Source organism: Streptomyces sp. AM6-12, from assembly GCF_044327085.1.
Taxonomy (GTDB): Bacteria; Actinomycetota; Actinomycetes; order Streptomycetales; family Streptomycetaceae; genus Streptomyces.
On the sequence record NZ_JBIQWN010000001.1, the window covers coordinates 5,820,273 to 5,835,781 of the forward strand.

At 73.4% G+C, this 15,509-nt stretch carries 13 protein-coding genes; 6 read left to right on the forward strand and 7 right to left on the reverse strand.

The window, feature by feature from the left end; translation table 11 throughout:
* Window positions 1-771: 771 nt before the first annotated feature.
* Window positions 772-1,668: a DMT family transporter gene (locus tag ACE4Q9_RS26490; RefSeq protein WP_397986739.1), complete on the reverse strand. Its 897-nt coding sequence runs from the start codon at window positions 1,666-1,668 to the stop codon at window positions 772-774.
* 374 nt (window positions 1,669-2,042) lie between these two features.
* Between ACE4Q9_RS26490 and ACE4Q9_RS26495 the strand changes: the two genes are divergently transcribed.
* The 3 genes from ACE4Q9_RS26495 (at window position 2,043) to ACE4Q9_RS26505 (ending at window position 4,574) form a co-directional block, all read left to right on the forward strand.
* Window positions 2,043-3,131 carry a hypothetical protein gene (locus ACE4Q9_RS26495; protein WP_397986740.1) on the forward strand — a complete coding sequence of 363 codons (1,089 nt, stop codon included), beginning with the start codon at window positions 2,043-2,045 and terminating at the stop codon, window positions 3,129-3,131.
* 110 nt (window positions 3,132-3,241) lie between these two features.
* A complete protein-coding gene (locus ACE4Q9_RS26500) occupies window positions 3,242-3,958 on the forward strand; it encodes a molybdopterin-dependent oxidoreductase (protein WP_397986741.1) in 717 nt (238 codons plus the stop codon).
* Window positions 3,942-4,574 (forward strand): cytochrome b/b6 domain-containing protein, encoded by a 633-nt coding sequence (locus tag ACE4Q9_RS26505; protein ID WP_397986742.1) that lies wholly within the window; start codon window positions 3,942-3,944, stop codon window positions 4,572-4,574. Before ACE4Q9_RS26500 ends, ACE4Q9_RS26505 begins: the two co-directional genes overlap by 17 nt.
* A gap of 68 nt (window positions 4,575-4,642) precedes the next feature.
* Here ACE4Q9_RS26505 and ACE4Q9_RS26510 read toward each other — a convergent pair whose 3' ends face one another.
* Window positions 4,643-6,040 (reverse strand): gluconate:H+ symporter, encoded by a 1,398-nt coding sequence (locus ACE4Q9_RS26510; protein WP_397986743.1) that lies wholly within the window; start codon window positions 6,038-6,040, stop codon window positions 4,643-4,645.
* 38 nt (window positions 6,041-6,078) lie between these two features.
* On the reverse strand, window positions 6,079-6,603 hold the full coding sequence (locus ACE4Q9_RS26515; protein ID WP_397986744.1) for a gluconokinase: 525 nt from the start codon (window positions 6,601-6,603) through the stop codon (window positions 6,079-6,081).
* A 141-nt stretch (window positions 6,604-6,744) separates the two neighbouring features.
* On the opposite strand from ACE4Q9_RS26515, the gene ACE4Q9_RS26520 reads away from it, so the two are divergent.
* Entirely contained in the window at window positions 6,745-7,446 is a 702-nt protein-coding gene (locus ACE4Q9_RS26520; RefSeq protein ID WP_397986745.1) for a FadR/GntR family transcriptional regulator, read from the forward strand.
* Window positions 7,447-7,462: 16 nt separating this feature from the next.
* Here ACE4Q9_RS26520 and ACE4Q9_RS26525 read toward each other — a convergent pair whose 3' ends face one another.
* Window positions 7,463-7,840, reverse strand: coding sequence for a YchJ family protein (locus ACE4Q9_RS26525; protein WP_397986746.1), 378 nt, complete (start codon window positions 7,838-7,840; stop codon window positions 7,463-7,465).
* Between the two features lie 160 nt (window positions 7,841-8,000).
* Here ACE4Q9_RS26525 and ACE4Q9_RS26530 point away from each other — a divergent pair, with 160 nt between their 5' ends.
* Together ACE4Q9_RS26530 and ACE4Q9_RS26535 are read left to right on the forward strand one after the other, a co-directional pair.
* On the forward strand, window positions 8,001-8,315 hold the full coding sequence (locus ACE4Q9_RS26530; protein WP_397986747.1) for a dsRBD fold-containing protein: 315 nt from the start codon (window positions 8,001-8,003) through the stop codon (window positions 8,313-8,315).
* Between the two features lie 8 nt (window positions 8,316-8,323).
* On the forward strand, window positions 8,324-9,634 hold the full coding sequence (locus ACE4Q9_RS26535; protein ID WP_397986748.1) for a phosphoribosyltransferase family protein: 1,311 nt from the start codon (window positions 8,324-8,326) through the stop codon (window positions 9,632-9,634).
* Between the two features lie 40 nt (window positions 9,635-9,674).
* Here ACE4Q9_RS26535 and polX read toward each other — a convergent pair whose 3' ends face one another.
* The 3 genes from polX to ACE4Q9_RS26550 all read right to left on the reverse strand — a co-directional run bounded on the left by polX (window position 9,675) and on the right by ACE4Q9_RS26550 (window position 15,473).
* Entirely contained in the window at window positions 9,675-11,399 is a 1,725-nt protein-coding gene (gene polX, locus ACE4Q9_RS26540; protein ID WP_397986749.1) for a DNA polymerase/3'-5' exonuclease PolX, read from the reverse strand.
* Entirely contained in the window at window positions 11,383-13,137 is a 1,755-nt protein-coding gene (locus ACE4Q9_RS26545; protein WP_397986750.1) for a hypothetical protein, read from the reverse strand. Before ACE4Q9_RS26545 ends, polX begins: the two co-directional genes overlap by 17 nt.
* A gap of 200 nt (window positions 13,138-13,337) precedes the next feature.
* The gene (locus ACE4Q9_RS26550; RefSeq protein WP_397986751.1) at window positions 13,338-15,473 is read right to left on the reverse strand and encodes a hypothetical protein; all 2,136 of its coding nucleotides are present in this window, start codon (window positions 15,471-15,473) and stop codon (window positions 13,338-13,340) included.
* Window positions 15,474-15,509: the final 36 nt, after the last annotated feature.

Here is a 15,509-nt window from a genome sequence, read left to right on the forward strand (position 1 = left end):
AAAGGGCGGCCACCCCGCAGGGTGAACGCCCCTGTGCCGCCAGGGCGGAGGCTCCTCCGCGCGATGGAGGCCCCGGCTCTGAGGAGGCCCCCGGTGCGTCGGACCCCCGGAGCGGGGGCCGCCGCGGCTCGACGGAAGCCCCCGAGACCGGCGGCTGCCCCGGCGCGGCGAACGCTGCCGCTGCGGCGCGGGCTGTCGGCGCGGAGGACGTTCCGGCTCGGGGGCTCTGGTGCGGCGGAGTCCCCGGGAGTGGAAGCCGCCGTGGCCAGGTGGAGGCCCCGCGTGGTGGAGGCCTTGGCGCGGCGGGGGCTGCCGCTGCGGTGCGGGCCGTCGGCTCGGGGGAGCCCCTCGGTTCAGCGGAGAGCTCCGGTGCGGAGGTGGCCCCTGGCGTGGTGGAGGGCCCACGTGGTGGAGGCCCCGGTGCGGCGGGCGCTGTCGCTACGGTGGACGACCGTCGGCGTGGGGGAGGCCCCCGGAGCGGAGGCCGCCCCGGCTCGGCGGAAGCCTCCGGTACCGCCGGATACTGACGCTATGGCGGAGGCTCCCGGTTCGGCGAAAGCCCCCCGTCATCGCGTAAGCCCTGGCACCGTGCAAGCCCCCGGCTCGGCGAAGTCCCCCTGGAGCGGAGGCCGCCCCGGCTTCGGCGGATGCCATCGGTACCGCCGGATGCTGACAGTGACGACCTCCGGCTCGGCGCAAGCCTCCGGCGTCGAGTTGGCCCCCGGCTCGCCGGAGCCCCCGGTGCCGCCGCCCCCGAAACCGCCGGAGGCCTCAGCGGCGCTGGAGTTCGTGGGCCGGGGGTTCGGACTCTGTTGTGCCGCAGGGCATGGCCGGGTGCATGCCGAGCAGCACGATGCCCCCGACCACGGCCGCGAGCCCGGCCGCCTCCCAGGTCAGCGCCCCGGTGTCGGTGCGCAGCCGGTCGCCGAGGAAGCCCACCCCGCACAGGATCCCGGCGAGCGGCTCGGCCGCGGTGAGCGCGGGCAGCGACATCCGCAGCGGCGCCGTCTCGAACGCGCTCTGCACCAGCACCAGCCCGGTGACCCCGCACGCGAACACGCCGTACGGCTGCCAGCTGGTGAACAGTTCCGCGAAGCCGCCGGCGGAGAAGAGGGTGCCGCTCACCCGCGTCAGCGCGTCCTGCACCCCGTACAGCAGCCCGGCGGCCAGGGCCAGCAGCGCGGCGGACCAGCTCAGCCGGGAGCGTTTGGCGTACGTCGTCAGTGCCAGGGCCACGCCCACCACCGCGCCGATGATCAGCCAGTGCCGCAGCGGATCGGCGACGGCGTGGCCGGCCCGCGGTTCACCCGCCGTGATGAACGCGCTCACCCCGCCCGCGAGCAACAGCAGCCCCGCCCAACCCTGGCGCCCCAGCGGCTGTTTGGTCTGGTGGCGGGAGAGTGCGAGCGCGAACAGCAGATTGGTCGCGAGCAGCGGCTCCACCAGCGAGATCTCACCCTCGCCGAGGGCCACCGCGCCCAGCACCATGCCGGCCACCATCAGCCCGAGACCGCCCAGCCAGCGCGGCACCCGCATCAGGTCCAGCAGCAGCCGGAACGACAGGAAGTCGCTCAGCGGCGCCTGCTGGGCGGCGTTCTGCTGGAGCACGAAGCCGAGGCCCAGACAGCAGGCCGCGCTCACGGCGAGGAGGAGAACCAGAACCGACACGCTGCGTACCTCGATCATCCGGCCGGACCACGGACGCGTAGTGGCCGACTGTAGCGCCCCTGGCACGGCATTGCCCCGGAAGAACCCGGAAAGGGGCGGTTGCCCCGCCATGGTCGGCACCGGGAGCGCCGGGCGCCATGGTGTACGCCACACACCCCGGCGCGACGGCATGGCGTACGCCACAGCGGCGCGCCCCGCACCGGTTCCGGGTCGCGGCTCCAGACGGTCACGTATACGCGCCTATACCCCAATTCCGCTGCGGAGAACGGTAGTTGAACCCATTAACATCAGCGTTCCGCTTGACGCAAACCGTGGCCTGCGGGTTTGCTGTGTGTGATCGGCCGATGGCAGCCCGAGAAACAGGAAGACCCGCGGTGACACCACTCCCGCCCCCGCTCGTCGTGCGCCGGGCCCGCACGGACCCCACCGGCGCCACCGCTCCGGACCCCTCCGGCGCCACCCTCCCGGACCTTTCCGGTGCCACCGCCCCGGCTCTCCCCGGCGCCACCGCTCCAGACTCCTCCGGCGCCACCGCCCCGGACCTCCCAGGCGGCTACGACGGCGCCCTCGGCGACCCCGAACTGCGCGCCGCCCGCGCCGCGTTGGTCCAGGGCCGCCGCCAGGCCGCCCGCTCCCTGCTGCTGCACACCGGCGAGGACTGGGACCGCAGGGGCCACCGGCTGACCGTGCTCGCCCGCGAGCCGTACGCCGCCGCCTGGGCCTTCGACTGGCTCCAGACCGAACCCGGCTCCCCGGACGCCGCCGCGCTGCTCGCCCTCGCCCGCGTCCGGCGCGCCCTGCGCGGCCGGGAGAACCCCGAACGGGCCCGCGCGGCATGCGAGCGTGCCGCCGCGCTCGCCCCCGCCGACCCCACCCCCTGGCTCGGCCTGCTCCGCCTCGCCCGCACCCTCGGGCCCGAACGCGAGGTCTTCGACGTGTTCGCCGAGGTGCGCCGCCGCCACCCCGAGCACCACCACGCCCACCACCTCCTCGTCGCCCGCCTCGCCGAACGGCCCTCGGGCGAGCGGTACGAGTCCCACGAGGTGTACGACCTCGCCGAGCTGGCCGCCGCCGAGGCCCCCGCCGACTCCCCGCTGGCCGTCCTGCCGGTCGTCGCCCTCGCCGAGCGCTACCGGGTGCTCGCCGCCACCGGGCTCGCCCCGGCCGACCCCGCCGCCTCGGCGCACTGGTCCGGGCCGCGCACCCACCGGATCCTGCGGGCCGGCTTCGACTGGTGGCTGGAGTGGGAGCACGACGAACACCCGCGCCGGCACGTCGACCTCAACCACCTCGCGTTCGCGCTCTCCTGCGCCGGCCGCCCCGCCGAGGCCGCCGTCCTCTTCCGGCGCATCGGCGCCCACGCCACCCGAGCTCCCTGGTACTACCCGCACCGCGACCCCTGGACCGCCTTCCGCACGGCCCGCGCCCACGCCCTCGCCCACGCCCTGGCCCCGCCCTCCTGACGGCGTCCGCGCGGCCCCCCCCCACGGACCCACCCCCGCATTCCTTACGAATCCCTGACCCGTGCCCCGCTTCCCTGGTCACCCCGCGTCCCCGGTGTTCGAATGAGGAGGTGAACCCCGAACCCCCCGAGGAGCGGGACGGTACCCCCGTCGGCCGCCGCGTCTTCCTCGGCACCCTCGGCCTGGGCGCCCTGGGCGTGCTCGCCGCGCCCACCCTGCAACGCGCCCTGGAGAGCCTCGCCGGCAACGACCCGACGGGCCTGACCGGGCTGCTGCCCAACGGCGGCGGCTTCCGCTACTACTCGGTCGCCGCCTCCGTCCCGCACAAGAACGCCAGTGACTACCGCCTGACCGTCGGCGGCCTGGTCGACCGCCCGCGCGCCTACACCCTCGCCGACCTGCGCGCCCTGCCGCAGACCCGGCTGGTCAGGGACGTCCAGTGCGTCACCGGCTGGCGGGTCCCCGGCACCCCCTTCGAGGGCGTACGCCTCGCCGATCTGCTCGACGCCGCCGGGGTCCGCCCCACCGCCAGGGCGATCCGCTTCACCTGCTTCGACGGCACCTACACCGAGAGCCTCACCCTGGACCAGGCCCGCCGCCCGGACGTCCTGGTCGCCCTGCGCATGCAGAACAAGGACATCGGCCACGACCACGGCGGTCCCGTCCGCCTCTACGTCGCGCCCATGTACTTCTACAAGTCCGCCAAGTGGCTCTCCGGCATCACCGTCACCGACCGCGTCGAGCCGGGCTACTGGGAGAACCTGGGCTACGACGTCGACGCCTGGGTCGGCCGTTCGAACGGACGCACCGATGAGCCTACGAGCTGACACCCCGGCCCGCCCCGCCGCCCGGATCCGCCGCTTCTCCCGCGCCGAACGCTGGGTGCACCGGGCCACGGGCGCGCTGATGGGCGTCTGCGTGCTGACCGCGGCCGTCCTCTACATCCCCCAGCTCGCCGTCCTGGTCGGCCGCCGCGAACTGGTCGTCCGCGTCCACGAGTGCGCCGGGCTCGCCCTGCCCGTCCCCGTCCTGCTGGGCCTGGCCTCCCGCGCCTTCCGCGCCGACCTGCGCTTCCTGAACCGGTTCGGTCCGCACGACAAGGTCTGGCTGTGGGCCGCGCTGAGCCGCGACCGGCGCCATGAGGCGCGCCCGGCGGGCAAGTTCAACGCCGGGCAGAAGATCTACGCCGCCTGGATCGCCGGGGCGACCCTGGTCATGCTCGGCACCGGCCTGCTCATGTGGTTCACCCACCTCGCCCCGCTGGTCTGGCGCACCTCCGCCACTTTCGTGCACGACTGGCTCGCCCTCACCATCGCCGTCGTCCTCGCCGGCCACATCGGCATGGCACTGGGCGACCCGGAGGCACGGAAGGGGCTGCGCACGGGAACGGTCAGCCGGGAGTGGGCGAAACGCCAGCACTCTCTATGGCGCCCGCACGAGTAAACCCTCCCGGCCCGCGGAAAGGCCCGCCCCACGAGATGGGGCGGGCCTTCCTCCTCGTACCGCCGTCGCTACACCACCAGCGACAGCAGCAGCACCAGCGCGCCGCCGACCACCGACAGGATTGTCTCCATGATCGACCACGTCTTGACGGTCTGGCCGACGGTGAGTCCGAAGTACTCCTTGACCAGCCAGAACCCGGCGTCGTTGACGAAGCTGAAGAACAGCGAGCCGGCGCCGATCGCCAGGACCAGCAGCGCGGTGTGCGCGGTCGACATGTCCGCCGCGAGCGGGGCGACCAGACCGGCCGCCGAGACCGTCGCCACCGTCGCCGAACCGGTCGCGAGCCGGATCACCACGGCGATCAGCCAGGCCAGCAGCACTGCCGGGATCGACCAGCTCCTGGACACGTCCAGGATCATCTGGCCCACGCCGCAGTCGATCAGCGTCTGCTTGAAGCCGCCGCCCGCGCCCACGATCAGCAGGATGCCCGCGATGGGCATCAGGCCCTTCTCCACCGTGGCCTGGAGCCGCTCCTTGCTGAACCCGGCGGGCCGGCCCAGCGTGAAGAAGCCGACGATCACGGCGGCGAGCAGGGCGATCAGCGGGGCGCCGATGACGTCGAAGGCGCGCTGGGTGGTGTTCGCGGGGTCGTCGACGACGATGTCCACCAGGGCCTTGAGCAGCATCAGTGCCACCGGCAGCAGGATGGTGACCAGCGTCGCGGCGAAGCTCGGCCGGCGCGTCAGCTCCTGCGAGGGCCGCTGCGGCAGCATCCGCTCCGGCGCCGGGACGTCCACCCAGCGGGCCGCGACCTTCGAGAACAGCGGACCGCCGACGATCACCGTCGGGATGGCCACCAGGATGCCGAACGCCAGCGTCACGCCCAGGTTGGCGTGCAGTGCGGAGATCGCGACCAGCGGGCCGGGGTGCGGCGGGATCAGGCCGTGCATCACGGACAGACCGGCGAGCGCCGGGATGCCGATGCGCATCAGGGAGTAGTTGCCGCGCTTGGCGACCATCAGCACCACCGGGATCAGCAGCACGATGCCGACCTCGAAGAAGATCGGCAGCCCGATCACCGAGGCGATGAGCACCATCGCCCACGGCATCGCCCGGCCCCCGGCCCTGGCCAGGATCGTGTCCACGATCTGGTCCGCGCCCCCGGAGTCGGCGAGCAGTTTGCCGAGCGTGGCGCCCAGCGCGATCAGCACACCGACGCTCGCGACCGTGGCGCCGAGGCCGGTGGTGAAGCTCGTGAGCACCTTGTCCAGGGGCGCACCGGCGGCCGCGCCCAGCGCCAGCGATCCGATGGTCAGCGCCAGGAAGGCATGCAGCTTGAACTTGGTGATGAGCAGGACGATCACCGCTATGCCCACCAGGACGGCGATGCCCAACTGGACGTGTCCTGCGGTGGAGATCGGCGGAGGAGTGTCCGCTGCCAGCATCTCGACGCTGAGTCTGGTCACGGGGGATCCTTGCGGTTACGGGGAGTTGGGGAGGGACGCTACTGCTGCGCGGATGCGGTGGACAGCCGGTCCAGCGCCCGTACGGCGCGTTCGGCGATCTCCTCGGGTTCGCCGCCGACATCCACGGCGACGCCGGCCTCGTCCGGCCCGAGGGGTTCCAGCGTGGCGAACTGCGAGTCCAGCAGCGCGGTCGGCATGAAGTGGCCCTGCCGCCGTGCCATCCGGTCCTCGATCAGCTTCCGGTCGCCCGTCAGGTGCACGAAGACGACTCCGGGCGCCACCGCCCGCAGCCGGTCGCGGTACGCCCGCTTCAGCGCCGAACTGCTGACCACCCCGCCGAGCCCCGCCCGCCCGTGCGCCCAGTGGCCGATGGCGTCCAGCCAGGGCCCGCGGTCACCGTCGTCCAGCGGGATACCGGCCGTCATCTTGTCGATGTTGGCCTTGGGGTGGAAGTCGTCGCCCTCGGCGTACGGGACGCCCAGTCGCGCGGCGAGCAGGGGACCGATCGTGGTCTTGCCCGTCCCCGCGACGCCCATCACGACGACGACCTGGGGGGTTCGCATGTACTGCCTCGCTGTCTTCCTCGACATCCGACGCCACGACGGCGTCGCCACACTGAAACCCATTAGGTACGACGAATTCAAGAGTCTGTGACGTATAAGTCTGACTTTTTGTTTCCGTGACCCACGCCGTACGCTGAGTGCATGAGCACACCGGGCCGGGGGCTGCACGGCCGCGTACTGGACTCCCTCGGCCCCGCGATCACCGCGGGCGAGTACCCGCCGGGCAGCACTCTGCGCACCGACGAACTCGCCCAGCACTTCGAGGTGTCACGCTCCGTGATGCGCGAGGCGGTGCGGGTCCTGGAATCCATGCACCTGGTCGAGTCCCGCCGCCGGGTGGGCGTCACCGTCCGCCCCAGGTGCGAGTGGAACGTCTACGATCCGCAGGTCATCCGCTGGCGGCTGGCCGGCGCCGACCGCCCCCACCAGCTCCGCTCGCTCACCGTGCTGCGCTCCGCGATCGAACCGGCCGCCGCCGCGCTCGCGGCCCGGCACGCCACCGCCGAGCAGTGCGCCGAACTCACCGAGTGCGCGCTCGGCATGGTCGCCCACTCCCGCGGCCACCGGCTCGCCGAGTACCTGTTCCACGACGTCGCCTTCCACCGGGTCGTCCTCACCGCCTCCGGCAACGAGATGTTCGCCCGCCTCGGCGACGTCGTGGCCGAGGTGCTGACCGGCCGCACCCGGCACGAGGTCATGTTCGAGGACCCCGACCCGGCCGCCGTCACCCTGCATGTCCAGGTGGCCGAGGCGGTACGCGCCCGCGACGCGGCGCGCGCCGAGGAACTCACCCGCCAGATCACCACGGGCGCCCTCCAGGAACTGGACATCCTGGCGCCCTAGCCGGGTCACACGGGACCTACTCCAGGAAGTCCCCGTCCACGTACACCCACGCCCCGGCCACCCGCTCGAAGCGGCTGCGTTCGTGCAGGGAGCCGCCCCGGTAGGAGGCGCGGAAGGTCACCGTCCCGGTGGGGTGGAAGGCGGAACCGTCGGTGCCGTCGAGGATCTCCAGGCCGGTCCACCGCATCCGGGGATCGAGGTCGAGCCGCTCGGGCCGGGTCCGCGGATGCCAGGTGCGCAACAGGTAACCCGTGTCGCCCTTGACGAAGGCGCAGTACCGGGAGCGCATCAGCAGCTCGGCGGTCGGCGCGCTCGCGGCGCCCGAGTGGAAGCGGCCGCAGCAGGCGTCGTAGGACTGCGGCAGTCCGCAGGGGCAGGTGGCGCGCGTGGTCATGCGCCCCATTGTGCCGGGTCCCGGGCAGGGGAGGCGTCCGCCGCCGGGCGGGTGCACAGTGGAGAACGGGCGGACCCACGCAGCGCAGACGGGCGGGCCCACCGCGGACGTACGGCCCGACACGCCCGAGGCCCGTGCCGCGAGGGAGGAGGGACGGACGATGACCCGACCCGTGAGCAGCCACCACCCGCCGGCCGTCAAGGAGTGGCGGCTGAACCTGTACCTGTCCGAGCACGACCCGGACACCACCGCCCGGGTCGTCCTGGACACCGGGGACAACGTCCTGGAGAGCCACGCCGAGGCCCGCCGCAGCCCCGACGACCGCGACATACCCGAGATCGGCGACGAACTCGCGGCCGGACGCGCCCTGATCGCCATGGGCCGGCTGCTGGTGCGCGCCGCCAACGGCGACATGCGGGCGCTGGGCGCGGCCGACGACGAGAATCCCGCACCGCTCTGGCTGCCGGGGGAGTGAGGCCCGTCGTGCGGTTCCCCCACCGGCTGGAAGCGGGACGCAGGCTCGGCGCCCGCCTGGAACACCTGCGCGGCCAGGACGTGGTGGTGCTGGGACTGCCACGCGGGGGAGTACCGGTGGCCGCCGAGGTCGCCGCGGCCCTGGACGCCCCGCTGGACGTGTGCCTCGTGCGCAAACTCGGGGTGCCGTACCAGCCCGAACTGGCGATGGGCGCGATCGGCGAGGACGGCGTGCGGGTGCTCAACGCGGACGTGCTGCGCGGCACCGGCGTGCGCGACGAGGAACTCGCGCGGGTCGAGGAGCGCGAGCGCCGGGTGCTCGCCGAGCGCGCCGAACGCTACCGGGGCGCATGCCCCTCCGTCCCGCTCGCCGGCCGCACCGCCGTGGTCGTGGACGACGGGGTGGCCACCGGCTCCACCGCCCGCGCCGCCTGCCAGGTGGCCCGCGCCCGCGGCGCCGCCCGCGTCGTGCTCGCGGTCCCCGTCGCCCCCCGCGACTTCGCCCACCGCCTCGGCGGCGACGCCGACGACCTGGTCAGCCTGCACACCCCGTGGGACTTCGCCGCCGTCGGGCAGTTCTACGACGACTTCGCGCAGACCGAGGACGCGGAGGTCACGGCGTGTCTGCGCCGGGCACGGCGGCGCCGTACGAACCCCGCACCGGAGGCCGCCGGACCCGCCGGCACCGCACGGGAGGTGACCGTGCCGGCCGGTGCCGTACGGCTGGGCGGCAGCCTGGCCGTGCCCGAGGGCGCCACCGGCGTCGTCGCCTTCGCGCACGGCAGCGGCAGCAGCCGGCACAGCCCCCGCAACCGGCACGTCGCCGAGGGCCTGCACCGTGCCGGGCTCGGCACCCTGCTGTTCGACCTGCTCACCGACGCGGAGGCACAGGAGCGGGACAACGTGTTCGACATCCCGCTGCTGGCCGGCCGGCTGCTCGCCGCCACCCGCTGGCTGCGCGCGGAGCCGGAGACCTCCGGCCTCGCCGTCGGCTACTTCGGCGCCAGCACCGGCGCGGCAGCCGCCCTGTGGGCCGCGGCCGAGGGGCACCCCGCCGCCGTCGTCTCCCGCGGCGGCCGCCCCGATCTGGCTGGATCCCGGCTGCCCGAGGTCACCGCGCCCACCCTGCTGATCGTCGGCGGCGCCGACCCGCTGGTCCTCGACCTCAACCGGGCGGCGCGGGCCCGGCTGCGCTGCGAGAACCGCCTGGAGACCGTCCCCGGCGCCACCCACCTCTTCGAGGAACCGGGCACGCTGGAACGGGTGACCGACCTGGCCCGCGACTGGTTCACGGACCACCTGGCACCCGCGCACGTCTAGGGTCTTCCGCTCCCTCGTCGTACGCACCGCTCCCCGAGACTCAGCGCCCGCCCTTGCGCAGAAACCGCCGCAGCCGGGTCAGCGGCCAGGTGTTGATCACCTCGTCCGGGGTCAGCCAGCCGCGCTGGGCGGTGCCGATGCCGTACCGCAGCTGCGCCAGATGCGGCACCGAATGCGCGTCGGTGTTCACCGCGAACCGCACCCCGTGCGCCCGCGCCCGCAGGATGTCCTCGTCCCCGAGGTCCAGCCGGTCCGGCTGAGCGTTGACCTCCAGCGCGGTCCCCGTGCGCGCGCAGGCCGCGAACACCTCGTCCCAGTCCGCGTCCACCCCCGGTCGGCGGCCGATCAGCCGGGTGGTGGGATGCCCGAGGACGTTCACGTACGGGTTCTCCACCGCCCGCACCAGCCGCCGTGTCATCGCCTTGCGCCCCAGGTCGAAGTGCGAGTGCAGCGAGGCCACGCACAGATCGAAACCGGCCAGGAACGCGTCCGGCCAGTCAAGGCCGCCGTCCGGCCCGATGTTCAGCTCCGTACCGTGCAGCAGCCGCATCCGGCGGTGCGCCCCGTCCAGCTCCCGCAGCCGCTCCCGCTGGGCGAGCACCTTCTCGTCCGTCATCCGCTGCATGGACAGGTCCGGCGCGTGATCGGTCACCGCGTAGTACGCGTATCCGCGCTCCGCCGCCGCCTCCACCATGGCGTACAGGGACGCGAGACCGTCCGTGAGATCCGTATGGGTGTGCAGGTCACCGCGGATGTCCCGCTCGGTCACCACCCGCGGCAGCTCACCGCGCAGCGCCGCCTCGATCTCCCCGCGGTCTTCCCGCAGCGTCGGCGGGATCCACGGCAGCCCGAGCCGCGCGTACACCTCCTCCTCGGTGCGCGACGCCACCGACTCCCCGGTCTCCGTGTCGAACACGCCGTACTCCGATAGCTTCAGCCCCCGGTGCACGGCGATCGTGCGAGTACGGATGTTGTGCGCCTTGGAACCCGTGAAGTACTGGAGTCCCGCGCCCCACGACTTCGGCGGCAGCACCCGCAGATCCACCTGGAGCCCCTTGCCGGTGCGCACCGATGTCTTCTTCGTGCCCCGCGCGATCACCTCGGCCGTGCCCGGAAGCTCGCACAGCGCCGCCATGAAGGGCGCCGACTTCCCCGCCGCCACCAGGATGTCCAGATCCCCGACGGTCTCCCGCATCCGCCGCAGCGACCCGGCGTACCCGCACCGCCGGCACCCGGTCACCTCGCCCAGCGCGCCCACCATCTCCTCGGCGGTGTCCAGCGCGAGCGACAGCGGCACCCGCGCCCCCGCCTGCCGCAGCAGCTCGATCCCGTGCCGGATGTTGTCCTGCGTCTTCTCCCCGAACCCCTTGAGATCGGCCAGCCGGTCCGCCTCGATCGCCGCGGCCAGCTCGCTCACCGAGGAGATGTGCAGGTCCTCGTACAGCCGCAGCGCCTTCTTCGGACCGAGCGTCGGGATGGTGATCAACTCCCGCACCCCGGCGGGAATCCGGGCCCGCCGCTCCTCGACGGCCGCCATCTTCCCGGTGCGCAGGTACTCGATCACCTTCTCGGCGATCGACCGCCCCACGTTCGGGATCTCCCGCAGCCCCTGTTCGTCCAGCTTCGAGACATCGGCCGGATACCCCCCGACGGCACGCGCCGCCTTCTCGTAGGCGCGCGCCTTGAACGCGTCGCCTCCGGTGATCGCGATGAGATCGGCGTACTCCCTGAGCACCGCCTCGACCTCGTCATTGACCCGGGCCACCCTCCAAGTCTAGGGACGACCCGCCCTTCGGGGAGATTCCGGACTCTTCGGCGACGGGCTTCGTGAAGGCCACCCGGATGCTGCGCCGGCCGGTACGCACCACCAGCCCGTTGACGAGTTCCGCGCCGCTCCTGCCCTGGGTCAGCCACAGGTTGACGGCCGCGCCCAGCAGCAAGGGGTCAAGTTCCGGTCGCGGCGCACCCCAGGAACGGACCGTGCGGGCCTCGAACAGGATGTCCCGCAGCCATACGACGGCGGACGTCTCGTCGATCCGCGCGACCAGCACCGCGGCGCCGGGCCTCCTCGGCGCCTCGCGCAGGCACCACTCTGCCGGTGCCGGCTCCGCGACGGCGACGGTGCGCGCGACCACGTCCGCGCTCTGCGACCACAGCGGGTGGGGCGACTCGGCCGCCACGGCGTAGAACCCGCGCTCCTGCCCCTGGCCGCCCGCCACCATGGGCCAGCGCCGCACCTCGACCGAGCCGTCGGACCCCACGGCCCCGGTCGCCTCGTACGCGGTGGGCGGCCGGTGCCGCTCCGGCTCCGGGTCCGGGACCGGCCGCGGCTCGGGCGGCTGCCGGGGCAGCCGTACACCACGGTGGGCCAGGAACTCGTACATCCGGCGCTGGGTCAGTTCCCCGGACTTGTCGATGTCGGCGAGCTGGCTGTCGATGACGGGCCGCAGCACGTCCGGGTCGTGCTCCCGTTCGGCCTTCAGCAGCTGCGCGTGCAGATCGCCCTCGGGATCGAGCCTGGGCGCGGTCCGCCCGAACGCCGCGGCGGGCGAGGCGGGGTCGAGTTCCTCCAGCCCGTCGGCCGCGAGGAGCGTGACACGCTCGGCGGCGGCGGAGTAGAAGGTGGTGCTTCCGTGATCGCCGATGACCCAGTCGCTGGCCACGACCGCCGCCCGCCACCCCTCCTGCGGAGGTATCACCATCAGCCCCGCCTCCATGGGCCCGCGCAGCCGCTCCAGCACCGACGACCAGGAGTGCCTGGCCCACACATTGGGGTGGAAGACGGCCGCCACCGCGAACTCGTCGGCGGGCAGGGCGGTGACGAGGTCGAGCGGCAGCCGCGGGTGCCGCCCCAGCAGCGAGTGCTCGCTCCAGGTGGAGTGGATCACCACCAGACGGCGCCCGTCGGCCACCCCCAACCGCGCGCGGTACCAATCGCGCTGTCCCTCGCTGTCCTTGATCCGCTGAAAGCACCAATCGCCGATCACCTCCGCCCGCGGCACGGCCTCCGGGCAGGTCCTGAACAACCTGGCGAGCTGGTCGTGGTGCGACAGGCCGATCGCGGCGGGCACCACCTTGCCGCGGTGCACCAGCTCCCTGCGGGACAGGCCCGCGGGCGAGGTGGCGTCCCCGGTCGACTCGCTGACCAGGCGGTTGTAGCCGGCGCCGTGCGGCATCACCATCAGGGGGGCGTCCAGTCGGCGCATCGACGGATGCACGGCACAGGCGACCGCCAGATGGAAGGAGCGGCGCGTGGCCTCCTCCCAGGTCAGCACGTTCTGGCCCACCACGGACGCCAGATACTCGTGCAGACCGTCGGCGAAGGCGGAACCGGGATTGACCGTGTAGTACTTGGCGATGCCGTCCTCGACGCGCAGCAGGTCCATGACGTCGAGCACACGGGTCGCCGAGGTGAGGGTGCGGGCGACCCCCAGCACCTCCGCCTTGGGCGGCGGCCAGGTGTTCCAACGCGAGTGGCCGCGTGGCTTGCGCGAGCGACGCATCAGGGGCAACGGTCCCTCCGGGGCTCAGATGATGGGGGTCGGAACGGGTACGCGAGGGCGGTCGATCTCCCCGGCCGGTACGAACGGCCCGGCCGGCCGCCTCGATCGGATCGGTCGCGTCGATCGCATCGGTCGCCTCGATCGGATCGGCCGCCTCGATCAGCTCGGTCGCGTCGATCGGATCGGTCGCCTCGATCGGCTCAGTCGTCTTCGGACGGCACTCCCACACCCCTGTGCAGTTCACGCAGCTTCGCCTCACAGGCGGCGCGGAGCGTCAGGTCGCTGGTGTCGGCGGCCAGTTGGGACAGCACCCCCAGCGCCTGGTCCAGCTTGGCGTACTGCTTGCGCTCGCTCGCCTGCTCCGCCGCGCGCATCGCCGCCTCGGCCGCCGGCCCGAGCCGGTTCAGCCCCCGCAGGGCCCTGGCCCGGACGATGTCGACGCGGGGCAGCATCGAGACGTCCCCACTGCCGACGGCCGCCGCCCTGGCCTCGTCCAGCACGTCGAGCGCGTCCTGCGCACGCCCGGCGGCGACGAGCGCCTGGCCCACGTTGTACGACTGCACCACGACTCCGTGCGTGTCGGCACGGGACGCGTTGGCCTCCAGCGCCCGGCCGAACAGGGCATAGGCGTCCTCGGGCCGTCCGGCGGCCAGGGCGACGAGCCCCTGCGTCTCATGGATCATGCCGCTCAGCCGGGCGTCCTCGACCCGGTCGAGCAGCGCCGCCGCGCGGTCCAGTTCGCGGCCGGCCTCCTCGTACGCCCCCAACTCATAGTGAGCGCGCGCCAGTTGGTTGCGCATGCGGACTTCGGCGTCCGTCCGCCCGCAGCGCCGGGCCGCCTCGATCCCCGCCGTATGTGCCTCGATGGAGTCCAGATGGTGCTTGCGGCTGTGGTACAGCGCCCACAGGGACTCGCACAGCTGCCACACCGGCTCGTCCCACCGCTCGTACGCCGCGGCCCGCAGCACGGCCAGCAGGTTGCCGCGCTCGGCGTCCAGCCACTCCAGCGCTTCCGCGCTGTCGGTGAACAGCCGCTCTTCCGGCGAGAGTTCCGCCAGCGACCGGGCCGGCGGCGCCTGGAGCCGGAAGCGCCCCGCACCGAGCACGAGAATGTCCGCATGGGCCGCGGCCGCCACGTAGAACTCGGCCGCGGCCCGCAGCACGGCGCGGCGCTCCGCCACGGGAAGGCCGCTCGCCTTCTGCCGGGCGTGCGCCCGCACGACCTCGTGCGGGCGGAAGCGGCGCGGCCTGTCACCGGAGCGGACGACGACCAGCAGATGGTCCGTGAGCAGTTCACCGACCGCGTCCTCGACGGCCGGCACGCCCGCCGCGGCCGCGAGAGCGGCCGTGACGGACGTACCCGGCAGACAGCCGAGAAGCAGGTAGAGCTGCCTGGCGTGGTCGGAAAGACCCGCATAGGTCATGTCCAGGACCGTGGTCACCGATGCCGTCCCGTCCTGTGGAGCCGGTAATCCGGTGGTGTCCAGGGCCCGTACCGCATCGGCCAGCCCCAACTGCGGGCGCTGCGCCAGCCATTCACCGACGGCACGAAGCGCCAGCGGCAGACCGCTGCACCGCCGGACCAGGGTGCGCGCCGCGTCGTCCGCGTCCGGGACGCGCCAGCTGTGCACGAGCTCGACCCCGGCCCGTTCGTCGAGCGGTTCCACCCCGATGGTCACCGCGCCGTCCATGGTCAGCGCGGGCAGACCGGTGCGGCTGATGGCCACGAGAAGACCGGAAGCGGGGACGAGCGGGCGGACCTCCGCCGCCTGCCGGGCGTTGTCGACGACCACGAGGGTGTGGCGTTCGGAGGTGACACTGCGGAACAGGGCGGTGCGCTCGCCCAGACCCGCCGGGACGAACTCCGGGTGCACCCCGAGAGAGCGCAGGAAGCCGGCCAGCACGCCGCTCACGTCGACGGCACCGTCGCGTCTGCCCTCTTCCAGATCGACGTAGAGGTGGCCGCCGGGGTACGACGGCTCGAGTGCCCGTGCCACCCACTGCGCCACCAGCTGTGTCTTGCCCACCCCCGAGAGCCCGGACAGGACCACGATCCCCGGCACCCGCGAGTCCCGCAGGGCGTCCGCGACCGACCGCAGGCGGTCGATCTCCTTCGTCCGGTTGACGAACGACGAAGCGGCCGGGGGAATCTGACGCGGCGCCACGCTCGGCGGAGCGGGCGCCATGATCAGTGACTCCACCCGGCCCGCCATCACGAGCGGACCGGTGATCACCGCGTTCCCCGAGACCGAGTTGTGCGTGGTCGCCGCCGCCCCCGCCTCGCGCTCGTCGTCCACGCCGATGCCCTCCGCCTTCTCGTCTCCAGGAAGTGTCAACGTACTACCCCTGACCGGCTGTTCCGAGGCCGCTCG